Origin of the sequence: Cryobacterium sp. TMN-39-2 (assembly GCF_004402745.1) — a bacterium.
Lineage (GTDB): Bacteria > Actinomycetota > Actinomycetes > Actinomycetales > Microbacteriaceae > Cryobacterium > Cryobacterium zongtaii.
Map to the genome: position 1 here is coordinate 50,517 of NZ_SOFX01000008.1, position 21,888 is coordinate 72,404.

At 68.2% G+C, this 21,888-nt stretch carries 24 protein-coding genes and 1 tRNA gene; 17 read left to right on the forward strand and 8 right to left on the reverse strand.

What is annotated here, in order from left to right; translation table 11 throughout:
• Positions 1 to 4: 4 nt before the first annotated feature.
• The gene (locus E3O57_RS01825) at positions 5 to 547 is read right to left on the reverse strand and encodes a hypothetical protein (protein WP_103478942.1); all 543 of its coding nucleotides are present in this window, start codon (positions 545 to 547) and stop codon (positions 5 to 7) included.
• Between the two features lie 192 nt (positions 548 to 739).
• Between E3O57_RS01825 and E3O57_RS01830 the strand changes: the two genes are divergently transcribed.
• The 4 genes from E3O57_RS01830 to rlmB all read left to right on the forward strand — a co-directional run bounded on the left by E3O57_RS01830 (position 740) and on the right by rlmB (position 5,103).
• A complete protein-coding gene (locus E3O57_RS01830; RefSeq protein ID WP_088457054.1) occupies positions 740 to 1,222 on the forward strand; it encodes a CarD family transcriptional regulator in 483 nt (160 codons plus the stop codon).
• Positions 1,223 to 1,340: 118 nt separating this feature from the next.
• Positions 1,341 to 2,594 carry a 2-C-methyl-D-erythritol 4-phosphate cytidylyltransferase gene (gene ispD / locus E3O57_RS01835; RefSeq protein WP_103478943.1) on the forward strand — a complete coding sequence of 418 codons (1,254 nt, stop codon included), beginning with the start codon at positions 1,341 to 1,343 and terminating at the stop codon, positions 2,592 to 2,594.
• A complete protein-coding gene (gene cysS / locus E3O57_RS01840; RefSeq protein ID WP_103478944.1) occupies positions 2,591 to 4,006 on the forward strand; it encodes a cysteine--tRNA ligase in 1,416 nt (471 codons plus the stop codon). The genes ispD and cysS overlap by 4 nt, the downstream gene beginning before the upstream one ends.
• Complete coding sequence (gene rlmB / locus E3O57_RS01845; protein WP_088457051.1) at positions 4,006 to 5,103, forward strand: 23S rRNA (guanosine(2251)-2'-O)-methyltransferase RlmB; 1,098 nt, start codon at positions 4,006 to 4,008, stop codon at positions 5,101 to 5,103. The genes cysS and rlmB overlap by 1 nt, the downstream gene beginning before the upstream one ends.
• A gap of 329 nt (positions 5,104 to 5,432) precedes the next feature.
• Here the strand turns inward: rlmB and E3O57_RS01850 are convergent, their stop codons facing one another.
• On the reverse strand, positions 5,433 to 6,743 hold the full coding sequence (locus E3O57_RS01850; RefSeq protein WP_103459227.1) for a DUF4032 domain-containing protein: 1,311 nt from the start codon (positions 6,741 to 6,743) through the stop codon (positions 5,433 to 5,435).
• A 153-nt stretch (positions 6,744 to 6,896) separates the two neighbouring features.
• Positions 6,897 to 7,994: an ABC transporter ATP-binding protein gene (locus tag E3O57_RS01855; protein WP_088457049.1), complete on the reverse strand. Its 1,098-nt coding sequence runs from the start codon at positions 7,992 to 7,994 to the stop codon at positions 6,897 to 6,899.
• Positions 7,995 to 8,277: 283 nt separating this feature from the next.
• On the opposite strand from E3O57_RS01855, the gene E3O57_RS01860 reads away from it, so the two are divergent.
• From E3O57_RS01860 to E3O57_RS01875, 4 genes are all read left to right on the forward strand, one after another.
• Positions 8,278 to 9,195, forward strand: a complete 918-nt coding sequence (locus tag E3O57_RS01860; RefSeq protein WP_103459228.1) for a thioredoxin domain-containing protein — start codon at positions 8,278 to 8,280, stop codon at positions 9,193 to 9,195.
• Positions 9,196 to 9,298: 103 nt separating this feature from the next.
• Positions 9,299 to 9,374 (forward strand) — tRNA-Thr (locus E3O57_RS01865).
• A gap of 85 nt (positions 9,375 to 9,459) precedes the next feature.
• Positions 9,460 to 9,744 (forward strand): hypothetical protein, encoded by a 285-nt coding sequence (locus E3O57_RS01870; RefSeq protein ID WP_103459229.1) that lies wholly within the window; start codon positions 9,460 to 9,462, stop codon positions 9,742 to 9,744.
• Positions 9,741 to 10,268, forward strand: a complete 528-nt coding sequence (locus E3O57_RS01875; RefSeq protein WP_241990262.1) for a nucleoside deaminase — start codon at positions 9,741 to 9,743, stop codon at positions 10,266 to 10,268. Before E3O57_RS01870 ends, E3O57_RS01875 begins: the two co-directional genes overlap by 4 nt.
• A 16-nt stretch (positions 10,269 to 10,284) precedes the next feature.
• On the opposite strand, the gene E3O57_RS01880 is transcribed toward E3O57_RS01875, so the two are convergent.
• Complete coding sequence (locus E3O57_RS01880) at positions 10,285 to 11,646, reverse strand: chloride channel protein (protein WP_103478945.1); 1,362 nt, start codon at positions 11,644 to 11,646, stop codon at positions 10,285 to 10,287.
• Positions 11,647 to 11,822: 176 nt separating this feature from the next.
• Here E3O57_RS01880 and E3O57_RS01885 point away from each other — a divergent pair, with 176 nt between their 5' ends.
• On the forward strand, positions 11,823 to 12,221 hold the full coding sequence (locus E3O57_RS01885; RefSeq protein WP_103459231.1) for a PLD nuclease N-terminal domain-containing protein: 399 nt from the start codon (positions 11,823 to 11,825) through the stop codon (positions 12,219 to 12,221).
• 32 nt (positions 12,222 to 12,253) lie between these two features.
• Complete coding sequence (locus E3O57_RS01890; protein ID WP_240632253.1) at positions 12,254 to 12,877, forward strand: sugar O-acetyltransferase; 624 nt, start codon at positions 12,254 to 12,256, stop codon at positions 12,875 to 12,877.
• 48 nt (positions 12,878 to 12,925) lie between these two features.
• On the opposite strand, the gene E3O57_RS01895 is transcribed toward E3O57_RS01890, so the two are convergent.
• Positions 12,926 to 13,153, reverse strand: coding sequence for an SHOCT domain-containing protein (locus E3O57_RS01895; RefSeq protein ID WP_103459232.1), 228 nt, complete (start codon positions 13,151 to 13,153; stop codon positions 12,926 to 12,928).
• A gap of 114 nt (positions 13,154 to 13,267) precedes the next feature.
• Between E3O57_RS01895 and E3O57_RS01900 the strand changes: the two genes are divergently transcribed.
• Together E3O57_RS01900 and E3O57_RS01905 are read left to right on the forward strand one after the other, a co-directional pair.
• A complete protein-coding gene (locus E3O57_RS01900; RefSeq protein WP_103459233.1) occupies positions 13,268 to 14,242 on the forward strand; it encodes an SDR family NAD(P)-dependent oxidoreductase in 975 nt (324 codons plus the stop codon).
• Positions 14,243 to 14,300: 58 nt separating this feature from the next.
• Positions 14,301 to 14,507: a helix-hairpin-helix domain-containing protein gene (locus E3O57_RS01905; RefSeq protein ID WP_103478946.1), complete on the forward strand. Its 207-nt coding sequence runs from the start codon at positions 14,301 to 14,303 to the stop codon at positions 14,505 to 14,507.
• A 108-nt stretch (positions 14,508 to 14,615) separates the two neighbouring features.
• Here E3O57_RS01905 and msrB read toward each other — a convergent pair whose 3' ends face one another.
• Positions 14,616 to 15,017, reverse strand: a complete 402-nt coding sequence (gene msrB / locus E3O57_RS01910) for a peptide-methionine (R)-S-oxide reductase MsrB (RefSeq protein ID WP_088457040.1) — start codon at positions 15,015 to 15,017, stop codon at positions 14,616 to 14,618.
• A 195-nt stretch (positions 15,018 to 15,212) separates the two neighbouring features.
• Between msrB and E3O57_RS01915 the strand changes: the two genes are divergently transcribed.
• The 5 genes from E3O57_RS01915 to groL all read left to right on the forward strand — a co-directional run bounded on the left by E3O57_RS01915 (position 15,213) and on the right by groL (position 19,549).
• The gene (locus tag E3O57_RS01915; protein ID WP_198415021.1) at positions 15,213 to 15,512 is read left to right on the forward strand and encodes a DUF3263 domain-containing protein; all 300 of its coding nucleotides are present in this window, start codon (positions 15,213 to 15,215) and stop codon (positions 15,510 to 15,512) included.
• A 50-nt stretch (positions 15,513 to 15,562) separates the two neighbouring features.
• Positions 15,563 to 16,123 carry a LytR C-terminal domain-containing protein gene (locus E3O57_RS01920; protein ID WP_103430959.1) on the forward strand — a complete coding sequence of 187 codons (561 nt, stop codon included), beginning with the start codon at positions 15,563 to 15,565 and terminating at the stop codon, positions 16,121 to 16,123.
• A 224-nt stretch (positions 16,124 to 16,347) separates the two neighbouring features.
• Positions 16,348 to 16,551, forward strand: coding sequence for a cold-shock protein (locus E3O57_RS01925; RefSeq protein ID WP_088457037.1), 204 nt, complete (start codon positions 16,348 to 16,350; stop codon positions 16,549 to 16,551).
• Positions 16,552 to 16,814: 263 nt separating this feature from the next.
• A complete protein-coding gene (locus E3O57_RS01930; RefSeq protein ID WP_133159735.1) occupies positions 16,815 to 17,780 on the forward strand; it encodes a DUF3048 domain-containing protein in 966 nt (321 codons plus the stop codon).
• Positions 17,781 to 17,920: 140 nt separating this feature from the next.
• On the forward strand, positions 17,921 to 19,549 hold the full coding sequence (gene groL / locus E3O57_RS01935; protein ID WP_088457035.1) for a chaperonin GroEL: 1,629 nt from the start codon (positions 17,921 to 17,923) through the stop codon (positions 19,547 to 19,549).
• Positions 19,550 to 19,635: 86 nt separating this feature from the next.
• Here the strand turns inward: groL and E3O57_RS01940 are convergent, their stop codons facing one another.
• A complete protein-coding gene (locus E3O57_RS01940; RefSeq protein ID WP_103478948.1) occupies positions 19,636 to 19,926 on the reverse strand; it encodes a WXG100 family type VII secretion target in 291 nt (96 codons plus the stop codon).
• 152 nt (positions 19,927 to 20,078) lie between these two features.
• Entirely contained in the window at positions 20,079 to 21,860 is a 1,782-nt protein-coding gene (locus E3O57_RS01945) for a cell wall metabolism sensor histidine kinase WalK (protein WP_103459237.1), read from the reverse strand.
• Between the last annotated feature and the right edge of the window lie 28 nt (positions 21,861 to 21,888).

Here is a 21,888-nt window from a genome sequence, read left to right on the forward strand (position 1 = left end):
GGAGTTACGGGGCCGTGGTGGCTTCCGGGGTCGCCGCGGGCGCCGGGACCTCGGCGGCGGGCCCCGTCGGTGTCACCGTGGGAACCGGAGGTTCGGTGGGCACCAGGGTGGAGTACTCCGCCAGGGTGCCGTCGAGCACCGGCACGAGAAGCTCGACGCCGGTCAGGTCGCCGTACTGGAAGTACACCGGGAACAGCGAACCCGCTGTTGCGTTGAGATTCTGGACGGCGACACTCTCGCCACCGGGGATCCCGATCTCGGTGGTCGCGTTGGCATCGATCGTCAGGGTCCTGTCGACCTTTTCGTCGACACCCTCGTACTGCACGAGCAGCTCGATGTCTTCGTCGGCGCTGTTCACCACGTGCACGACGAGGTTGGCGTTCTCACCGTCCTCGGTGATCAGCATCGCGTTGCGGATGGCCAAGTCGCCCAGGTCCCCGCTGACGCCGTCGCTGGCGTCGTACTGGATGGTCGTCGCCTGGGGGGCGAACAGATTGCATCCGCTGGTGCCCAACAGGATGCCGGCCGCCACTACGACGGTTGCCATGGTTCGCGCTCTCACAAGACCTCCACAAGAGTTCAGCGTTCAGCCCAAGTGGCGTGAACGCTGCAGATTTGGCTCGAGTTTACCTTACGGAATCGTGCCGGGCAGGGCGGGCCCTGATGAGCCGCGAATATCCCCTCAAAAGGGTGCCGGGGAGGGGTGGTATCATAGACGTTGCTGAAGGGATATCAATACATGTTATTTGAAGTCGGCGAAACAGTCGTTTATCCCCACCACGGCGCTGCGACGATCACCGAGGTGAAAACTCGCATCATCAAGGGTGAAGAAAAACTGTATTTGAAACTCAACGTCACCCAGGGGGACCTCACCATCGAGGTGCCCGCCGAGAACGTCGATCTTGTCGGTGTGCGCGACGTGATCGGTCAGGACGGCCTCGACCGGGTCTTCGAGGTCCTGCGCGCTCCGTTCACCGAAGAACCCACCAACTGGTCACGCCGGTACAAGGCCAACCTGGAGAAACTTGCCAGCGGCGACGTCATCAAGGTGTCCGAGGTCGTGCGCGACCTGTGGCGCCGGGATCAGGACCGCGGCCTGTCGGCCGGGGAGAAGCGGATGCTCGCGAAGGCGCGGCAGATCCTCATCTCCGAACTGGCCCTGGCCGAGAAGACCGACGAGGACCAGGCATCAACCGTGCTCGATGAGGTGCTCGCCTCGTAGAAGATCCTGTTCCAACGACAGGCGGCACCCCGCGGTGCCGCCTTTCGCACGTTCAGCCCCAGCCTCACCCAGCCCTTTCCACCCTGCGTCACCGCGCCCCACCAGATAGCCTCCAGACATGACTGAATTCCCGGTAACCGCCGTCGCGGTCATCGTCGTCGCCGCCGGCAGCGGCAGCCGGCTCGGCCGAGACCAGCCCAAGGCGTTCGTGCCGCTGGGGGACCGCAGCATCCTCGAGCACGCCCTCGCCGGCGTGTTCGGCCTGAACGAACCGGCCCAGGTCATCGTGGTGGCGCCCGAGACGCACCTGGCCGAGACCAGGACCATCGCCGGCCGCGTCGCCGGCCCCGCCGCCGGGTACCTCGAGGTCGTCGCCGGCGGCGACACCCGGCAGGCATCCGTGGCCCGCGGGCTCGCCGTGGTGCGGTCCGGTGCCACCGTGGTGCTCGTGCACGACGCCGCCAGAGCGCTGACCCCCGCCGCCCTGATCGACGCCGTGGTGGCCGCCGTCCGCAGCACCGGCCATGGAATTGTGCCCGGCCTTCCCGTGGTGGACACCATCAAGAGCGTCGACGCGGCTGCCACCATCCTGGGCACCGTCGACAGGTCACAGCTCTCCGCCGTGCAGACCCCGCAGGGCTTTCCCCGCGCCATGCTCGACGCCGCCTTCGCCTGGGCCGCCACCCTGCCGTCCGCGGATGCGCAGGATCTCACCGACGACGCGGCGCTGGTCGCCGCATCCGGCAACACCGTCAGCGTCATCCCCGGTGACCCGTTGGCATTCAAGGTCACGACCGCCTGGGACCTGCGCCGCGCCGAACTCCTGCTCCGCGACGACGTCGGCGCACCGGCATCCACCGACCCGCGGGTGGGTACGGGGCTGGACGTGCACGCCTTCGATGACACCAGCGACCTGTGGCTGGCCGGCCTGCACTGGCCGGGGGAGCGAGGCCTGTCCGGGCACAGCGACGGTGACGCCGCCGTGCACGCCATCTGCGACGCCATGCTCGCCGCCGCGGGGCTGGGCGACATCGGCCAGGTCTTCGGCACCGCAGACCCCCGCCTCACCGACGCACACGGCGAGGTGTTCCTCACCGAGACCCTGCGCCTGGTCACCGAGGCCGGCTACAGGGTCGGCAACGTGGCGGTGCAGATCATCGGCAACCGCCCCAAGCTCGCCCCTCGCCGGATCGAAGCCCAGGAACTGCTCACCGGCATCCTGCACGCCCCGGTGTCGGTATCGGCGACTACCACCGACGCTCTGGGCTTCACCGGACGCGGCGAGGGCATCGCCGCCCTGGCCACCGCACTGCTTCACCCGATCAGCCCCACCCGAGCATCCGACCGACCCTCGCCTAAACTGAACCAGTGAGCATGCGACTATACGACTCGAAGGCCCAGACCCTTCGCGATTTCCTGCCGATCGTTCCGGGCAAGGTGGGAATCTACGTCTGCGGACCCACCGTGCAGTCGTCGCCGCACATCGGTCACCTGCGCAGCGCCCTGGTCTATGACCAGCTGCGCCGCTGGCTCAGCTACCGCGGCAACGATGTCACCTTCATCCGCAACGTCACCGACATCGACGACAAAATCCTCCTGAACGCTGCGGGCACCACCGAGCAGTGGTGGGCGCTCGCCTACCGTTTCGAGCTCGAGTTCACCGCCGGTTACCAGAAGCTGGGCATCCTGGCGCCCACCTACGAACCCCGCGCCACCGCGAGTGTGCAGGAGATGCAGGACATCATCGGCCGCCTCATCGACAACGGGCACGCCTACCCGGCCGCCGACGACTCCGGCGACGTGTACTTCGACACCCGCAGCTGGCCCGCGTACGGCGAACTGACCCGTCAGAACCCCGACAACATGGAAGCGGCCACCGACGCCGACCCGCGCGGCAAGCGCGACGCGCGCGACTTCGCCCTCTGGAAGGGTCACAAGGCCGACGAACCTGCCTCGGCGGGCTGGATCTCCCCGTGGGGAACCGGTCGGCCCGGCTGGCACATCGAATGCTCCGCCATGGCCGCTCGTTACCTCGGCCCGCAGTTCGACATCCACGGCGGCGGCCTCGACCTGCGCTTCCCGCACCACGAGAACGAGCTGGCCCAGTCCAATGCGGCCGGTGACGGTTTCGCGAACTTCTGGGTGCACAACGGCCTGGTCAACACCAACGGCCAGAAGATGTCCAAGTCGCTGGGCAACTCGGTCTACGCGGCCGAGCTGCTCGATCAGGCCCGCGCCATCGTGGTGCGCTACTACCTCGGCGCCGCGCACTACAGGTCCACCCTCGACTTCCACGAGGGGTCGCTGGCCGAGGCCGAGGCCGCCCTCGAACGCATCGAGAGCTTCCTCGACCGCGCCGACCGGCGCCTGGCCGACACCCGCTTCGCCGGCTCCGGCGTCGAGATCGTGCCGGATGACTTCGCCACGGCCATGGACGACGACCTCGCGGTTCCGCAGGCGCTCGGCGTGCTGCACGACACCGTGCGCGCCGGCAACGCGGCCCTCGACGCCGAGGACCTGCACGCGGCCGCGGCCGCGCGCGGTCAGGTTCTCGCGATGAGCGAAGTCCTCGGCATCAACCCCCTGTCGCCCGGCTGGGCCGTCGCGACAGATGAACCCGCCATGGTGGCCCTCACCGCCCTCGTCGAGCGCCTGCTCGACGACCGGGAGACCGCCAGGCAGAGCCGCGATTACGCGGCCGCAGACCGTATCCGGGACGAGCTCGTCGCCGCCGGCATTACCATCGAAGACACCCCGTCGGGTGCACATTGGAGTTTTGACTGATGAAGAACACAGATCGCAAGTCGCGCACCGGCGCGGTGCGCAAGGGCAGCAGGGGACCGCAGGTCGGTTCCGGCGGCCAGGGCCGTCAGGCTCTCGAGGGCAAGAAGCCCACCCCCAAGGCCGAAGACCGTCCGTACCACCCCGCCGGTAAGGCCAAGGCCGCCAAGGACCGCTTCGCCGCGGCCGGCGGCGGCCGCAGCCGGGCCCCGGGCGGCTCCGGTGCCCCGCGCACCGGCCGCAACACCGGAACCGGCAACACCGGCGGCGGCGGTTCGTCCACCCGCAAGGCGAAGTCGGATGCCGAGTTCGAGGTCGTCACCGGCCGCAACTCGGTGCTCGAGGCGCTGCGCGCCAAGATCCCCGCGTCGGCGCTGTACGTGGCCACCCGCATCGAAATGGATGACCGGGTCAAGGAAGTCCTCAAGCTCGCGACGACCCGCAACATCCCGGTGCTCGAGGTCATGCGCCCCGAAATCGACCGGCTCTCCGGTAAGGACGCCGTGCACCAGGGCCTCGCGCTCAAGGTGCCCGCGTACGAGTACGCGCACCCGATCGAGCTGCTCGACCTCACCATCAGCCGCGGCCACAAGCCGCTGTTCGTGGCGCTGGACGGCATCACCGACCCGCGCAACCTGGGTGCGATCATCCGCTCCACCGCGGCGTTCGGCGGCCACGGCGTCATCGTGCCGCAGCGCCGTTCCGTCGGCGTGACCGCGTCGGCCTGGAAGACCTCGGCCGGTGCGGCCGCCCGTCTGCCCGTGGCCATGGCTCCCAACCTCACCCAGACGCTCAAGGCGCTCAAGGAGCGCGGCATGCTCGTGATCGGCCTCGACGGCGGCGGCGACACCGAGCTGCCCGAGCTGGGCCTCGGCTATGCCGAGCGTCCCATCGTCGTGGTCGTCGGCAGCGAGGGCAAGGGCCTGTCCCGCCTCGTCACCGAGACCTGCGACGCCATCGTGTCGATCCCGATCAACGCGAACACCGAATCGCTGAACGCCGGAATCGCCGCCGGTGTCACCCTGTACGAGATCTCCAAGCTGCGGGCCGAGGCCCTCGCGGCCAAGGTCGCCAAGGCTGCCGCGGCGGCGGAGGCCTAACCCGCCAGGTTGCTCGCCTGAGAACGGCGTAGATCGTCCCTTCGGGGTCGGTCTGCGCCGTTTCTTGTTGGTGGTGGAGGTGCTGTGGCCCGGTTCAGGGCGTGCTGATTATGGATGCGGGTGCTTCGGTGGGTGCCGCGCGTCCCGTCCCGGAGACCCTGCGGGCGCCACTTCGTGGGCCCAGATGCGTGAGTTGCCGCAAAGTGTCCCTAGGGAGCATCCGAAGGGGTCTTTGGGCGCAAGTCGGCGCATCCAAGTGTCGCCAGAACGCGCAAAATGCCCCTTCGGACCTGCCGAAGGGGCATTCTGGCGCAACTCATGGGGCTGTGTTAAACGTTCAGGCGCCAATCGTCGGCGTCGGCGCCGACCTCGTCAGACTCGAGGTCGTCGTCGTCGCCTTCCTGCACCTCGATCGGCGTGGTGGGCGGGTCGATGACGGTGGCTTCGTCGCGGCGGTGACGCAGCACATCCTGAACGTACGAGGTGACGGCCTCGGCCAGCGGGATGTCCCGGTTCGCGTTCTGCGCCATGTACCAGCGGTGGTCCAGCAGCTGGTGGAACACCTCGGCGGGCTCGAGCTTGCCCTTGAGCTCACGCGGGATGGCGCGCACGACGGGCTCGAAGACCCGCACCAGCCACTCGTGCGCCATCATCTCCTCGTCGGCATCGGGGTTGCCGTAGGCGACCCCGTAGGAGTCGAGGTCGTTGAGCAGGCGGCGGGCCTGGTTCTCCTCGGCGTCGAGGCCGGTCAGGCGCAGCAGCCGGCGCTGGTGGTGGCCGGCGTCGACGACCTTGGGCTGGATGCGCACTGTCGTGCCGTTCTCGTCGGTCTTGATCGCGAGTTCCTCGATGTCGAAACCGAGGTGGTTGAGGCGTTCCACGCGCTCGGTGATGCGCCAGCGCTCGCTGCTGGCGAAGGACTCGGATCCGGTGAGTTCCTTCCACAGCAGCCGGTAGGCCGCGACGATGCCGTTGCTCACGTTCACAGGGTCGAGCTCGTCGGCCACGCGGCCGCCGGCCTCGAGGTCCATCAGTTCGCCGGCGATGTTCACCCGAGCGATTTCGAGGTCGTTCTCGCGCTGCCCGTTCGACAGGCCGCCGGGGTAGAGCTGCCCGGTCTCGGCGTCGACGAGGTAGGCCGCGAACGCCCCGGCGTCCCGGCGGAAGAGGGTGTTGGACAGCGACACGTCACCCCAGAACAGGCCAACCATGTGCACGCGCACCAGCAGCAGGGCGAGGGCATCGACGAGGCGGGTGGCCGTATCCGGGCGCAGGGCCTGGGAGTACAGCGCCCGGTAGGGCAGCGAGAACTTGAGGTGCCGGGTCACCAGCACCGAGTTGAGCGGGTCACCGTCTTCGTCGGTGCGGTTGGTGATCACCGCGAGTGGTTCGACGCAGGGAATTTCCAGGCTCTGCAGGGTGCGGAGCATCTCGTACTCGCGCTTGGCCATCTCACTGGTGGTCTCCTTGATGGCCACGACACGGCCACTGAGGTGGGCGAAGCGCACCAGGTGCCGGGAGAGGCCCTTGGGCAGCGAGGCGATGTTCTCGTTCGGCCAGGCATCCAGCGGAACGTTCCAGGGGAGATCGAGCAGGGCCGGATCGGCCGTGGCGGAGGTGATGTTGAGAGAACCGCTCATGAGGAGCCTAACTATCGAAAAGGCCCGTCAGGGCCGCAAGCCGCCCCGGCCGGAATCGGCACGAAGACGAGGAAAAGGCGCCGGGGAACCCGGGCGCCGATATGACAAACTCGACCGCCGAAACTGCCGGCGGTCGAGTTTGTCGATCAGTGCTTAGTCGGTGACGGCGCCGCCGAGACGGAGACCGGACTCTGCGTTGAACACGTGCAGGTGGTTCGGCGTCGTGGTCAGGTAGACGGTGTCGCCGGCCGACGGGTGCGAACGGCCATCGACGCGGGCGACGATGTCGGTGCGCTTGCCCTCGACGGTGGAGTGGCCGTACAGGTAACCGTCGGCGCCGAGCTCCTCGACCAGGTCGACGTCAACGGCGAGGCCTTCGCCCATCGTGGTCGACAGCTGGATGTCCTCGGGGCGCACTCCGATGGTGACCTTGGGGCCGTTGGCTCCGGACAGCGTCTCGCGGGATACGGGGACCGTCGCGGTGCCGAACTTGATGCCGCCGTCGACGGCGTCGGCCAGGAACAGGTTCATGGCCGGGCTGCCGATGAAGCCGGCAACGAAGACGTTGTTCGGCTTGGCGTACAGGTCGCGCGGGGTGCCGACCTGCTGCAGGACGCCATCCTTGAGGACAGCGATGCGGTCACCCATGGTGAGCGCCTCGGTCTGGTCGTGGGTGACGTAGACGGTGGTGACGCCCAGGCGACGCTGCAGCGACGCGATCTGGGTGCGGGTCTGCACGCGCAGCTTGGCGTCGAGGTTCGACAGCGGCTCGTCCATGAGGAACACCTGAGGCTGACGCACGATGGCGCGACCCATGGCAACACGCTGACGCTGGCCACCGGAGAGGGCCTTCGGCTTGCGGCTGAGGTAAGGCTCGAGGTCGAGCAGCTTGGCGGCTTCGAGAACGCGGGTGGCGCGCTCGTCCTTGTTGACGCCGGCGATCTTGAGCGCGAAGCCCATGTTCTCTGCGACGGTCATGTGCGGGTACAGGGCGTAGTTCTGGAAGACCATGGCGATGTCACGGTCCTTCGGGGGAACGTCGGTGACGTTGCGCTCGCCGATGAAGATGTCGCCGTCGTTGACCTCTTCGAGGCCGGCGAGCATGCGCAGCGAGGTGGACTTTCCACAGCCGGACGGGCCGACCAGGACGAGGAACTCACCATCGGCGACCGACAGGTCGAGGTGATCGACCGCGGGGCGGGTGGAACCCGGGTACAGACGGGTGGCCTTGTCAAAGGTTACTGAAGCCATTATTTCGTTATTCTCCTTCACCGGCAGGTACGTGCCGGACGATCCGTTGTGATGGGATTTATGTCCGGCCGACGTAGCGCCAGCGCAAGACCTCTCTAGTATGGCATGCCCGGGATGGGTGACCGCTGAATTGACAGCTCACCGCGCGCCGGAGGGACCCGGTGAGCCCGCAGTGAGCCCGCTGTGAGCTGCCGGTTGGTTATTTCCCAGACTGGGGTCCTACTATTTGGAGTGCTACCGCGCACAACCGCGAGCGCACCCCCTCAACTCGGAGCGATCATCCATGACAACTGGCGGCCCAGGCGACCCCCGTCCCTCGAAGAATCAGCGACGCGACGCAGCGCGCACGAAGGCAGCACAGATTCGAGTCGAGCAGAAGAAGCGGGATCGCCGCAACCGGGTGTTCCTGCAGGGCGGTATCGCCCTGGCCGCCATCGCCGTCGTGACGGCCATCGTCCTGATCATCGTCAACTCCGTTCAGCCGGCCGGACCGGGCCCGCGCAACATGGCCAGTGACGGTCTCCTGGTCGGCGAGGGCCTGACCGCGGTGACCACCCCCGCGCTGCAGCCGGATGCCGAGCCGGTGCCGTCCACCCCGGACGCCACCGGGACCATCGCCGACATCCGCGTCTACGTCGACTACCTCTGCCCGTTCTGCGGCACCTTCGAGACCACCAATGCCGAGCAGATCTCTCAGTGGGTCGACTCCGGCGCCGCCACCGTCGAGATCCACCCGATCTCGATCCTGACCAGCAAGTCTGCCGGAACGCAGTACTCACTGCGTGCCGCGAACGCGGCCGCGTGCGTGGCGGATTCCGCGCCGGACGACTTCCTGGCGTTCAACTCGGCGCTCTTTGCGGCCCAGCCCGTCGAAGGCACCGCCGGCCTCAGTGACGACGAGATCAAGGAGATCGTGAAGAGCTCGGGTGTGTCGGAGAACCTCACCGCAATCAACGAGTGCATCGACGAGACCACCTTCAAGTCCTGGGTTCTCGCCTCCACGGATCGGGCTCTGAGCGGACCGATCCCGAACTCGTCCTCCCTCGAAGCGATCACCGGAACCCCGACGGTGCTGGTGAACGGCAAACAGTACGTCGGCGCCCTCGACGACGCCAAGGAGTTCGCGGCCTTCGTGCTGCAGGCCGCCAGCGAGGCGTACTCCACCGCGACGCCGACGCCCACTCCGACGCCGGCCGGGTAACCGGTCGTTTCCCGGGCCGGATGCCGCGCCGATGCACGATTGCGTCGGCATCCGGTCGCCGGGTGATTTAGGATGAATGCTCGAGGCAGTTCGATCGCCTCATGCCGGCCTGGCGCAATTGGTAGCGCACCACTCTTGTAAAGTGGGGGTTACGGGTTCAAGTCCCGTGGCCGGCCCCATCTTTCGGCACTTCTCGACGGCACTGCCCGGGCTACGATGTCCGCGTGCCGGCCAGCCTCAGTGCCGGCGGAATCGAGGATTCCCATGTTCACCCTGCACATCGAACACTCCGTCGGGGACTACGACGCGTGGAAGCAGATGTTCGACTCTGATCCGCTCGGCCGCAAGACCGCCGGCGTCAGCAGCTTCCGGGTCATGCGCCCGGTCGACGACCGTTCGGCGGTCCGGATCGATCTTGACTTCGGCTCCCGCACCGATGCCGAGAAGATGAAGGTCGCGCTCGAGGAACTCTGGAAGGGTCCGGGGGCTGCTCTGATGCGCAATCCGCGCGCCCTGCTCACCGAGACCGTGGAGGACGTCGCCCTGTGATCGGATTCCGTCCGGACAGCGAGACCGTCGCCGACCCGACCCTGATCTCGGCAGCCGACGAGACGCACCTCGCCCGGGCCATCGACGTGGCTCGTCTGGCGCGCGCGAACGGTAATCACCCGTTCGGCGCCATCCTGGTGGCCCGTGACGGCACGATCATCGAGGGCCAGAACAGCGTGGTCACCGCGGGCGACCCGACCGGCCATGCCGAGACCAACCTCGTTCGCCTGGCCAGTGCCCGGCTCTCGAAGGACGACCTGCGCGCGAGCACGCTCTATACGAGCACCGAACCGTGCGTGATGTGTTCCGGCGCCATCTACTGGGCCGGAATCGGCCGGGTCGCCTACGCGCTGCCCGAGCAGATGCTCGGCGAGATGGTGCCGGAACAAGGCGGCGAAGCGACGCTCGACCTGCCCTGCCGGGAGGTGTTCGCCCGCGGCGGCAACACCGTGATCGTCGCCGGCCCCGCCTTGATCGACGCAGCGGCCTCAGTACACGCGGGATTCTGGGACGCCGCACCCTGACGGCGGGCAGGCCGGGTCAGACCGTCGACGGGCTGGCGGAGGGGAGCGCGCCGCTCAGCCGCCGGCCCGGCGGCTCGGGTAACCGGCCGGTGATCACGTGCGCGACGACCACCGCCACGATCACCAGCGGCATCACGGCATACGCGTCGCTGCTGAGCAACACCGTGGCCAGCAGCACACTGGTCAGCGGCAGGCGCAGCATCGACACGCACATGGCGCCGATGCCCACCCCCACCGCCGGCACCAGCGCCATGCCGGGCAGGTGCGAGGCCGCGATCCCCAAAGCGGCACCGACGAACATGGCCGGGAACACCGGACCGCCGCGGAACGCGCTCAGCGACAGGCCGTAGGCGAGCGCTTTGCACAGGATCAGCAGCCCGACGGCGCCGAGCGGCCAGGAGGCCCCGTCATTGATCAGCGACGGCAAGGCCGACTGGCCGGAGAAGAGCACTTCGCCGGTGTCCTCCCCGGTCACCTGCGCGAACAGCACCGCCAGGCCCGCGATCGCCAGGCCGAGCACCGGGGTCACCAGGAGCCGATGGGCGTGCACGTACGGGCGCACGATGCGGGCCAGGGCCCGGATGCCCCACGCCAACAGCGGGCAGGCGAACCCGATCCCCAGCGCCCAGAGGAACATGGCCGCGGTGGGGGTGGAAAACGACGGCAGGTCGGGGAGTGCGAGGGAGAACGTGCCCAGGCCGGTCCAGGAGTCCAGGCCCACGAAGACCAGGGAGCCGATGCCGGAGGCGAGCAGACCGGGCAGCAGGCCCACCCCCAGCATCGCGCCGGCCAGCCCGGATGCCTCCATCAAGAGGAAGGCGCCGAGCAGCGGCGAGCCGAGGAGGGTGCTCACCGCCGCGAAACTGCCCGCGGAGGCGACCACCGCCACGGCCGACGGCGGTGAGTCTTTCTTGATCAGCCGAATCGCCAGGGCGCCCAAGCCGCCCCCGAGCGCGATCAGCGGCGCCTCCGGACCGAGCACGGCGCCGAGAGCCAGGGTGGCCAGAGCAGCAAGCACCACTCCGGGCAGCTCCCGGGGTTGCGGGAAGCCGCCGGCCTTGAACCCCTCAGACGGCGGATGCCCGCTGGTGCCCGGCAGTCGCTGGATGCACAGACCCACCAACAGTCCCGACAGGGCCAACAGTGGAAACGGCCACCAGAGCGGCACGTCGGCGAAGCCCAGAACACCGGGCAGTTCGGTGAACAGGTACTCCTGCAGCCAGTCGACCAGCGCGAGGAAGCCGTAGGCGGCGATCGACACCGGCACCCCGATGAGCCCGGCCAGCAACAGGATGCGCAGGTAGCCGCGGGAGCGGATCACCGCCAGTGGATCGGGCGATGGTTTCGCCGGCGCCGACGGGTCGGGGTGCGCGTCCATGTCGCGGTCCTCCTCGATCGGGTGCGGGCGTGCCGGCGTCCCAGTCCACGCTGGCCCGGACGAATCGACAACGCAAGGCCCCACGGACCCGGCCGGGGGCGGGTTTGACCGGTCGCAGCATCCGGCCGTAAATGGGGGCTGGTCGGTCGAGCGCCCCGTTCACTAGGCTGACCGGCATGTATGCGCTGTTCTCCGCTGTGCTCCTGGTTCTCATCGTCTCCGCCCTCGTGGACATCATCACCCGGCAGGACGGTCAGGTGAAACACCTGCCCAAGGTCCTGTGGGTGCTGTTGGTGATCTTTCTCCCGGTGATCGGCAGCCTGCTCTGGTTCGCGATCGGCCGGGAGTATCCCGCCCCGGCCGCGCGGTCGAGCAGAAGCGCGCCGCGCCGGGGGCCCGCATCGGCCGGGGCATCCGCTGTGCTGCCCGCACGCCGGGTGTCGAGCACCGAAGAGGAACTGGCCGCTCTCGACCGCGAGATCGACTTCCACGCCGAACAGGCCCGCATCCGTCGCCTTGAGGCCGAGCTGGCCGAACGACGCCGGCTGGCGGAGGGGCGTGAGTCGTCGGTCTGACGCCGACCCGGCAACGGGCTACGCTTGGGTTTGTGGTTACAGACAACAAAACACCCCAGGATTCTGCTCGCTCCGAATTCGACAAGATGGTGGCGGGGGACTGGTACCGGTATCGCTCCGGTCCCGAACTCGCCGAGATGACGACAAGCACTCAACGCACCTGCCGGCAGATCACCGCGCTCTACGACGACGACCAGCCCGCGGCGCATGCGCTGTTCACTGAGCTGCTCGGCAGCGTGGGAGCCGGCGCGGACTTCCGGCCGCCGCTGTACCTCGACTACGGGTCCCGGCTGCACGTGGGCGCCAACACCTTCATCAATGCGGACTTCCTCGCTTTGGGCGGTGGCGAGATCACCATCGGCGCCAACGTGCTGGTCGGACCCAGCGCCCGCCTGTACACCCCGACTCACGCCGTGGACGTTGCGGAACGCCGCGCCGGCTTCGAGCGTGTCTCGCCGATCACCATCGAGGACGACGTCTGGCTGGGCGGCAACGTCGTGGTCTGCCCAGGCGTGACCATCGGCGCGGGCAGCATCATCGGCGCCGGCTCCGTCGTCACCAAGGACGTGCCGGCCGGGGTCATCGCCGCCGGCAACCCGGCCCGCGTGGTCCGCGAGATCGGGCCGGGCGACCGGGTCGGCCTTGGCGTGGCCTGACCTACGGCGTCGACCGGGAGCGTATGCGGGACCGCAGTACCCGGCGCGTCAGAGCCGCCCGAGGATATCCTGGCGCTTAGTTGCGTATTCGGCGTCGGACAACAGTCCCTTGGCATGCAACTGCTCCAGCTGCGCCAACCGGTCAGCGTGATCGCCCACCTGCCGACGGCGCGCCACGTGAATGGCCAAGAACACGATCGCGAGGGCGACCAGGACCATCGCGCTGAGCGCGCCCAGGATGATGAGCGCGTGCCAACCAGTCAGATTGCTGAGCATCAGTTCCCCCCAATGCCGGCCTTCCCGGCCGGTCGGGGGAAGTCTATCCGTGCCGGCCGGCCCCGGTCTGCTGACCTCGCAGGATCCCGCAGTGGGCGAGCGTACGCTGGAGCGATGACCCTCACGCCCCAGCACGCCCTGTCCACCGGATTCACCGCCCAGTCCACCGCGACCGAGGTGCTCGCGGGTGTCGACCTGAGCGGTAAGACGGCGATCGTCACCGGCGGCTACTCCGGCCTCGGCATCGAAACCGTCGCCGCGCTCGCCGCGGCCGGCGCCCAGGTGATCGTGCCGGCCCGGCGTCCGGAGGTGGCCTGGGCCGCCCTGGCTGCGCGCGGCCTGAACGCCGTGGCGGTCGAGGCCCTCGACCTGGCCGATCTGGTCAGCGTGCGCGCGTTCGCCGAACGGTTCGTGGCCACCGGACGCAGCCTCGACATCCTGATCAACAACGCCGCCATCATGGCGTCCGCCGAGGCCAGGGTCGGAGACGACTGGGAATCCCAGTTCGCCACCAACCACCTCGGCCACTACGTGCTCACCAACCTGCTCTGGCCCGCGCTTACGGCCGAGGGTGGTGCTCGGGTCGTTGCCCTCTCCTCGACGGGCCACAAGCTCAGCGGCATCCGCTTCGACGACCCCGACTTCAGCACCGGCTACGACAAGTGGCAGGCGTACGGACAGGCGAAGACCGCCAACAGCCTCTTCGCGGTGCACCTGGATGCTCTCGGCGCCACCCGTGGCGTGCGCGCGTTCGCGGTGCACCCCGGCGGCATCATGACCGAGTTGCAGCGGCACCTGCCCCGGGAGGAGATGGTCGCCGCGGGTTGGATGACCGAGAATGGCACCGTCAATCCGCTGTTCAAATCACCGGAGCAGGGTGCCGCCACCTCCACCTGGGCGGCCACGTCGCCGATGCTCGACGGGATGGGCGGTGTTTACTGCGAAGACTGTGACATCGCCGAACCCACCGAGCCCGACAGCTCCACGGCCCGGATCAGCGGGGTCGACTCCCACGCTATCGATCCGGATGCGGCGGCCCGGCTCTGGGCGTTCTCGGCCGAGCTCACCGGAGTGAATGCCTTCGCCTGAGCTCTGCACCGTACGGGGAACAGTTGCGGCTCCGGAACCCGAATCATAGGTTGGAGACATGGCTCAGGACGGTTCTGGCAGTGCGGATGCGGATGAGGCGGTCTGGCTGGCTCAGGGGATCCCTGCTCCAGCGCGGCGCGCGCTCGTGGCCGCCGGCATCCTGACCGTCGACGACCTGCGTGCGACGGACCTTGACGTCCTCGCCCGACTGCACGGGATGGGCCCGAAGGCGCTGGCGCGGCTGCGTCCGCTGCGCGAAGGCTGAGGTGCCCGGTGACCACGCAACTGGTCCCGCTACGGACAAGTGCACCCGGTGTGCCGGGTGCCTTTGTCCGCACGGGTAACAGTCGCGGCCGCGGAGGCCGGCGCCGGACTAGTCGACGGGGGTGAAGTTGAGCGAGATCGAGTTCATGCAGTACCGGTCTCCGGTGGGGGTGCCGAAACCATCGTCGAACACGTGGCCCAGGTGCGAACCGCACGCTGCGCAGCGCACCTCGGTGCGCACCACGCCGAGCGACCGGTCTTCGATGAGCTCCACGGCCTCTGGCCGCACGGACTCGTAGAAGCTCGGCCAGCCGCAGCCGGAGTCGAACTTCGTGCCGCTCTTGAACAGCTCGGCATTGCAGGCGCCGCAGGTGTAGACGCCCGAACGGCCCTCGTCGAGGAGCTCACCGGTCCAGGCGCGTTCGGTGGCCGCCCCGCGCAACACGGCGTACTGCTCGGCGGTGAGCTCCGCCTTCCATTCGGCGTCAGACTTGGTGACCTCGTAGTCCATGGTGCGTCCTTTCGATCCAGTCTCGGCAGAGAACTGCCTCCAGCGTAAACTCGGCCGGGGTCCCCGGCATTCCCGCAAGCGGCGCACCCGGTGATTCCCCAGCCGATTCCCACCCTCGACGCTAGCGGGTCCGTGTTGCGCGACAGGCGGGACCGGTCAGCGAAAACCCAGTCCGTGCCAAATAGGATGACGCGTATGGCGACCAGCGGGCACGACGAGAGCACGCGGGGCGCCGAGGGCTCCGTCGGGCTCAGCCCTCGTGACGAAAACCTGCTCGCGTTCGAGCGGCGACTGTGGTCACACCCCGGTGCCAAGGAACAGGCCATTCGCTCCGAATTCGGTCTGTCGGCCGCCCGGTACTATCAATTGTTGGGTGCCCTGCTCGACTCCCCGCTTGCCCTCGCCCACGATCCCATGCTGGTCAACCGACTGCAACGGATGCGTGACGCACGGTCGCAGGCGCGGTCGGCCCGAGCCATCCGCCCCATCGAGTAGGGAACCTCCTACCGTGTGTTCAGCCAAACGAGGATCGAACCAGACAGACGATGCCCACTTCGTACCCGAAAGACCGCTTCGATGACCTCCCGCACAAGCTCGACCGCGTGGGGGCGCACCGCGCACCAGCCAAGAAGGGGCGTCGCTGGGTTGCCGTCTGGTGGGCCCTCGCCGCGACCGCCCTCCTCATCGGGGTCGGCGCGATCGGTCTGACGGTCCTGAACAACCGGCTGAATATCACCATCCCCGGCATCGAGGCCGAGACCACGCCCGCGGAGCCCACGCCGGAGCCGGTGCCCACCGCCGAGCCAACCACTGACCCCAGTGCGAGTGTCACGGTGCTCAATGGGACTCCGACGAGCGGGGTGGCCCGGTCGGTTGGCGACCTGCTCACGACCGGCGGCTGGACCGTCGGCAGCACCAGCGACGCCGACACCGAGGACGTCGTCACGACGACCGTCTACTACGCGGACGCGGCCCTGGAGGGCGCTGCACGCGGTGTGGCGGCTCTGCTGCCCGGTTCCGAGGTGCTGCTGGCGGATGACTTCGCGGGCTCGGATGCCACCCTCACCGTCGTCGTGGGCAGCGACTACGCGATGCCCGCCGGCTGACCCGGCCTGACGACTCCCTGCCCTACTGGGGTTGCCCTTCCCAGTCAACCCCCTATTGAGTTTCACTCCCGTCACTAGTGTCTGCAGTGGTCGCTCATTTTCTCGGCTGAGCGCTCTCTACCCGAGAGTGCTCGTTTCGAGACGGTGGACGCAGCTTCTGCGCCAGGCCCGGTAGCACCAACGGGTGAGTGCCGAAACACAACACTGCAACAGGGGAGTTTCACATGGCGAACGGAACCGTCAAATGGTTCAACGCTGAAAAGGGTTTCGGCTTCATCACCGTCGATGGAGGTGGGCAGGACGTCTTCGTTCACTACTCCGCCATAGACATGCACGGCTACAAGGTTCTCGAGGAAGGCCAGCACGTCATCTTCGAACTCGGTACCGGAGCCAAGGGTCCGCAGGCCGAGTCGGTTCGCCCGGCCTAACCGCCCGGCGTCGAACGCAGCCAGCCTCAACCAGCTGAGAACACGACGCACGTGCTCGACCACTGATCATCGGATGATCGGTCGACCACCGAGTGTCAGTCACGCCACCACCGTGACCGCCGGGCAGACATACCGGGCGGGCTAGGGTGTGTGGCGTGACTGCGTTTCGGATGTTCCCTGCTGCTGCCCGTCGAATCCAATCCGGACGGCGGACGCCTGGCGGCGCGGCCCTGATCGGCGCGGGCCTGTGCTTGGGGCTGGGCTTGGGACTGAGCTTGGGGCTGGTCGGCTGCTCTGCGCCGGTGCCCGAAGCGACGGCGTCGGCGGACCCGACACCGCAACCGGGCATCATGCCGCTGCGCGGCACACCGGTGGACCCGTCCCGTGCCGAGCATCCGTCCCTGGCCGTGAAGATCGACAACCACCCGGCCGCGAGGCCGCAACTCGGTCTCGAGCGCGCCGACCTGGTCTTTGAAGAGCTGGTCGAGGGCGGCCTCACCCGCTACGTCGCCCTCTGGCACTCCGACGTGCCGGATGCTGTCGGCCCGGTGCGTTCCATTCGTCCGATGGACCCGGAGATCCTGAGCTCGTTCGGCGGCATCGTGGCGTATTCCGGCGGCCAGCCGCAGTTCGTCGCCGCGATGAGGGCCTCTCCGCTGCTGAACGTGGTCTTCGACGACGACGCCGGAGGCCTGTTCGTCCGGGCCGACGACCGGGATTCGCCGCACGACGTGGTGCTCGCCGCGGACGAGACCGTCACCCTGCACTCCGACCTCGCGCCGCCGACCGGCCAGTTCGACTACGCCGACAGCGCCGCGGAGGCCACAGCGTCCCTCGCCGGCGATCCGACCACCACCATCGTCACCCGGTTCTCCGAATCCGGCGGGAGGGCCTGGGCCTGGGACCCGGCGGCCACCGGGTACCTGCGCAGCCAGGACGGCGCTGCCGACCTGGACAGCACCGGTGCCCAGCTCAACGCCACCAACGTCGTGGTGCTTCGGGTGGAGGTCGATCGCGGCAGCGACGTGCCCCGCACCATCTTGACCGGGTCGGGCACGGCGTGGGTGTCGACCGGCGGTTCGACGATGCCCGCCACCTGGTTCAAGGATGCCGCGGCCGCGCCGATCCGGCTGGCCGACGCTGTCGGGGCCACGATCGAGCTCGCTCCGGGCAACACCTGGATCGAACTGGTACCCGCCGACGACGGCAGCGTGGAACTGGTGCCGTAGGTGGGCCGGAACCCGGCACCGGCCCCCGCCGTTCACTTGCACTCTCGACCCCAGAGTGCCAGAATCGGTTTAGCACTCTGCTGTTCGGAGTGCTAACCCATCATCGTTTTGGTAACGTCCGGGAGGGACGAGAAACACATATGGCAAAGATCATTGCTTTCAATGAAGAGGCCCGTCGCGGCCTTGAGCGCGGCCTCAACATCCTCGCTGACACGGTCAAGGTGACCCTCGGCCCGCGCGGACGCAACGTCGTGCTGGAGAAGAAGTGGGGCGCCCCCACGATCACCAACGACGGCGTGTCCATCGCCAAGGAGATCGAGCTCGACGACCCGTACGAGAAGATCGGTGCGGAGCTCGTCAAGGAGGTCGCCAAGAAGACCGACGACGTCGCCGGCGACGGTACCACCACCGCCACCGTCCTCGCTCAGGCCCTGGTTCGCGAAGGCCTGCGCAACGTCGCGGCCGGCGCCGACCCGATCAGCCTCAAGCGTGGCATCGAGAAGGCGACCGCTGCGGTCATCGCCGAGCTCATCGCCAGCGCCAAGGAGATCGAGACCAAGGAAGAGATCGCGGCCACGGCCTCCATCTCTGCCGGTGACGCCGAAATCGGCGCGATCATCGCCGAGGCCATCGACAAGGTCGGCAAGGAAGGTGTTGTCACCGTTGAGGAGTCGAACACCTTCGGCACCGAGCTGGAGCTCACCGAGGGCATGCGCTTCGACAAGGGCTTCCTGTCGGCGTACTTCGTCACCGACCCCGACCGTCAGGAAGCGGTCTTCGAAGACCCGTACATCCTGATCGTCAACTCCAAGGTCTCCAACATCAAGGACCTGCTGCCGATCGTCGACAAGGTCATCCAGAGCGGCAAGCAGCTGCTCATCATTGCCGAGGACGTTGACGGCGAGGCCCTGGCCACGCTCGTCGTGAACAAGATCCGTGGCATCTTCAAGTCGGTTGCCGTCAAGGCCCCCGGATTCGGCGACCGCCGCAAGGCGCAGCTGCAGGACATCGCCATCCTCACCGGTGGCCAGGTCATCTCCGAGGAGGTCGGCCTCAAGCTCGAGAACGTCACCCTCGACCTGCTCGGTAACGCCCGCAAGGTCGTCATCACCAAGGACGAGACCACCATCGTCGAGGGTGCCGGCGACGCCGAGGCCATCGCCGGTCGTGTTCAGCAGATCCGCAACGAGATCGAGAACACCGACTCGGACTACGACCGTGAGAAGCTGCAGGAGCGCCTGGCCAAGCTCGCCGGTGGCGTTGCCGTCATCAAGGCCGGCGCCGCGACGGAGGTTGAGCTCAAGGAGCGCAAGCACCGCATCGAGGACGCCGTTCGTAACGCGAAGGCAGCCGTCGAAGAGGGCATCGTCGCCGGTGGTGGCGTTGCGCTGATCCAGGCCGGCAAGACCGCATTCGAGGGCAAGGCAATTCTTGACCTCGTCGGCGACGAGGCAACCGGCGCGAACATCGTGCGCGTTGCCATCGACGCTCCGCTCAAGCAGATCGCGCTCAACGCCGGCATGGAGCCGGGCGTTGTCGCCGACAAGGTGCGCAACCTGCCCGTCGGATTCGGCCTCAACGCCGCGACCGGTGAGTACGTCGACATGATCGCTGCCGGCATCAATGACCCGGTGAAGGTCACCCGCTCCGCGCTGCTGAACGCATCGTCGATCGCCGGACTGTTCCTCACCACCGAGGCCGTTGTCGCCGACAAGCCCGAGAAGAACTCGGCTCCGGCCGGCGACCCCTCTGGTGGCATGGACTTCTAAGTCCCGCAGCCCCTGCACAAACGCACCACCTCAGGCTGGGCGTCTCCTTCGGGAGGCGCCCAGCCTTTGTCGTATCCGGTGTCGGGCTACCGGGCGAACAGCCGGGCGTTGGCCTGCTCCACCTCGGCGTACTGCTGGCCGGCCTGCCCGAGCGCCTGATTGAGCGCATCCGCGCTCTGCTCGACGTGCAGCTGCGTGGTGCGCCACGCCGCGACGGCCCCCTGGAACTGGGCCGACGCCTGCCCGGTCCAGGAACCCTCCAGCCCGGTGAGTTGACCGAGTAGCGCCGCCACCTCGGCCTGGATGCGGGCTATGGTGGCGCGTGCCGCGCCGGTGGTGGTGATCAATGCATCGCTGTCGACCTGGAACTGGGTCATCAAGAGGCTCCGTCCGCTCGTGTGGGCGTCGGGGTGACGCCCGCGGGCGACGCTACGGCGTGCGGGAAGCCGCCGCAGGGCCCGAGGCGGCCCTGAGGACAACCCGCCGCCCCACCGGGCTGGGGAGGAGCGGGCCCGGCCGCCGGCGCCGGTCAGTCCAGGGTCGGCGACGTGAGCGCCTGCGGGGCGGCGGGCGACTCGGCCAGCGGGAACCAGACCCTGAAGGTGGCTCCGCCGCCCGGGGTCTCGACGACCTCGATCGAGCCGTTGTGGCTGGCCACGATGGACGCCACGATCGCCAGGCCGAGTCCGCTGCCGCCGGTTTCCCTGGCGCGGGAGGTGTCGGCCCGCCAGAAGCGCTGGAAGATCTTGTCGCGGATCTGTGGCGGGATGCCCTCGCCGTGGTCGATGATCGAGATAGAGGCCCGCTGGTTGCGGCGGTCGACGGAGACCTCGAGTTCCACCGGGCTGTCGGCCGGGCTGAACCGGAGGGCGTTGCCCATCAGGTTGGTGATGACCTGGCGCACCTTGTTCTCTTCGGCCATGATCACCGCGTCCAGCTCAGGTGGGGCCTCCACGACCTCGGGGGTCTCGGCGGCGGGTGTAGCCGCATCCGTGCGCCTGGGCCTGCGCGTGCGGAGGCGGGCGAGGGTGGCGCCGGCGAACGAGATGGTGCCGGTGCCTGACGTTTCGCCCTTGGCGGCCGCACCCTTGGTCGCGGCGGCTTTGACTGCCGCGGGCTTGGCCGGTGTCCCCTCGGCGGCAGGGGTCGGCGAAGGCGTCAGCGGGGCTGGTGCGACCTCGCCGGTGGAGTGCGCCAAATCGATGGACGACGCCGGGGCTTCCGCGTCGAACTCGGTGGGATGGCTGGTCAGTACCGTGACCTGACGGCCGGGGGAGGAGGCCATCGCGTCCAGCGCGGCGTCGTGGGCGAGGGGCAGCAGGTCCACTCGGGTGAGGACGAGGGGTTTGGTCTCATCCAGCCTGGCGAGCTCGAGCAGGTCCTCGACGAGACCGCCCATGCGGATCGCCTCCTTCTCGATGCGCTCCATGGCCTGGGCCACGTCTTCGGGGGTCTGCAGTGCGCCCATCCGGTAGAGCTCGGCGTAGCCGCGTACCGAGACCAGTGGTGTGCGCAGCTCGTGGCTCGCGTCGCCGACGAAGCGGCGCATCTGGTCGATCGTGCGGGCCCGGTCCTTGAAGGCCCGGTCGATACGGCTGAGCATGGTGTTGAGGGACCGGTTGAGCCGGCCGACCTCGGTATTGGGGGTGGCCCCGCCCAGCCGTTGGCTGAAGTCGCCGTCGGCGATGGCCGCTGCCGTACGCTCGGCCTCGCGCAGCGGCGCGAAGGTCGTGGTGACGAGCAGCCGGGTGAGCATGGCGCCCACCAGCACCACCCCCACCCCGAAGCCGAGGAAGATGCTGAGGTACGTGTTGACGGTGTTCTGCGCTGATTGCAGGGACACGGCCATCAGCAGGGTGCCGTAGGTGCCGGTGGAGTTGATCACGAACGGCACCGCCACCGCGTGGAACTCGGTGGAGCCTTCCGCGTCGGACAGCTTCTGCACGGCGCCGTTCATGGCGATCACGCTGGGCAGGTCCAACGCCATGGTCACCGCGGGCAGGCTGGAGCGCGGGCGGTCCCGCCAGGTGCGGTCCTTCAGAACACCGTTCTGGTCATAGATCGCGACAAAGTAGTCGGAATCCACCCCGGCGGCGCTGCCGTTGGCCATCGAGTTGCGATAGTCCATCAGGGTGGTCTGCGCCTCGGTCTGCAGGCTGGCATCCACCTGCTGCACGACGTAGTTGCGCAGGATGACCATGGTGCCCACCCCGGAGACGAGCAGGCCAAGGGTCAGCATCAGTACGGTCACACCGGTGATCTTGGAGCGGAGCGAAATCCGGCTCCAACGGTCCATCAGGGCCACATGCATGGTTCCAGTCTAAGGAGGGGAAACTGGG

What these genes read in the sequence shown, in the direction of transcription:
- E3O57_RS01825 (WP_103478942.1), bottom strand. Translation starts at nt 547, where the DNA reads ATGGCAACCGTCGTAGTGGCGGCCGGCATCCTGTTGGGCACCAGCGGA.
- E3O57_RS01830 (WP_088457054.1), top strand. Translation starts at nt 740, where the DNA reads ATGTTATTTGAAGTCGGCGAAACAGTCGTTTATCCCCACCACGGCGCT.
- ispD (WP_103478943.1), top strand. Translation starts at nt 1,341, where the DNA reads ATGACTGAATTCCCGGTAACCGCCGTCGCGGTCATCGTCGTCGCCGCC.
- rlmB (WP_088457051.1), top strand. Translation starts at nt 4,006, where the DNA reads ATGAAGAACACAGATCGCAAGTCGCGCACCGGCGCGGTGCGCAAGGGC.
- E3O57_RS01850 (WP_103459227.1), bottom strand. Translation starts at nt 6,743, where the DNA reads ATGAGCGGTTCTCTCAACATCACCTCCGCCACGGCCGATCCGGCCCTG.
- E3O57_RS01855 (WP_088457049.1), bottom strand. Translation starts at nt 7,994, where the DNA reads ATGGCTTCAGTAACCTTTGACAAGGCCACCCGTCTGTACCCGGGTTCC.
- E3O57_RS01860 (WP_103459228.1), top strand. Translation starts at nt 8,278, where the DNA reads ATGACAACTGGCGGCCCAGGCGACCCCCGTCCCTCGAAGAATCAGCGA.
- E3O57_RS01870 (WP_103459229.1), top strand. Translation starts at nt 9,460, where the DNA reads ATGTTCACCCTGCACATCGAACACTCCGTCGGGGACTACGACGCGTGG.
- E3O57_RS01880 (WP_103478945.1), bottom strand. Translation starts at nt 11,646, where the DNA reads ATGGACGCGCACCCCGACCCGTCGGCGCCGGCGAAACCATCGCCCGAT.
- E3O57_RS01885 (WP_103459231.1), top strand. Translation starts at nt 11,823, where the DNA reads ATGTATGCGCTGTTCTCCGCTGTGCTCCTGGTTCTCATCGTCTCCGCC.
- E3O57_RS01895 (WP_103459232.1), bottom strand. Translation starts at nt 13,153, where the DNA reads ATGCTCAGCAATCTGACTGGTTGGCACGCGCTCATCATCCTGGGCGCG.
- E3O57_RS01900 (WP_103459233.1), top strand. Translation starts at nt 13,268, where the DNA reads ATGACCCTCACGCCCCAGCACGCCCTGTCCACCGGATTCACCGCCCAG.
- E3O57_RS01905 (WP_103478946.1), top strand. Translation starts at nt 14,301, where the DNA reads ATGGCTCAGGACGGTTCTGGCAGTGCGGATGCGGATGAGGCGGTCTGG.
- msrB (WP_088457040.1), bottom strand. Translation starts at nt 15,017, where the DNA reads ATGGACTACGAGGTCACCAAGTCTGACGCCGAATGGAAGGCGGAGCTC.
- E3O57_RS01915 (WP_198415021.1), top strand. Translation starts at nt 15,213, where the DNA reads ATGGCGACCAGCGGGCACGACGAGAGCACGCGGGGCGCCGAGGGCTCC.
- E3O57_RS01920 (WP_103430959.1), top strand. Translation starts at nt 15,563, where the DNA reads ATGCCCACTTCGTACCCGAAAGACCGCTTCGATGACCTCCCGCACAAG.
- E3O57_RS01925 (WP_088457037.1), top strand. Translation starts at nt 16,348, where the DNA reads ATGGCGAACGGAACCGTCAAATGGTTCAACGCTGAAAAGGGTTTCGGC.
- groL (WP_088457035.1), top strand. Translation starts at nt 17,921, where the DNA reads ATGGCAAAGATCATTGCTTTCAATGAAGAGGCCCGTCGCGGCCTTGAG.
- E3O57_RS01940 (WP_103478948.1), bottom strand. Translation starts at nt 19,926, where the DNA reads ATGACCCAGTTCCAGGTCGACAGCGATGCATTGATCACCACCACCGGC.
- E3O57_RS01945 (WP_103459237.1), bottom strand. Translation starts at nt 21,860, where the DNA reads ATGCATGTGGCCCTGATGGACCGTTGGAGCCGGATTTCGCTCCGCTCC.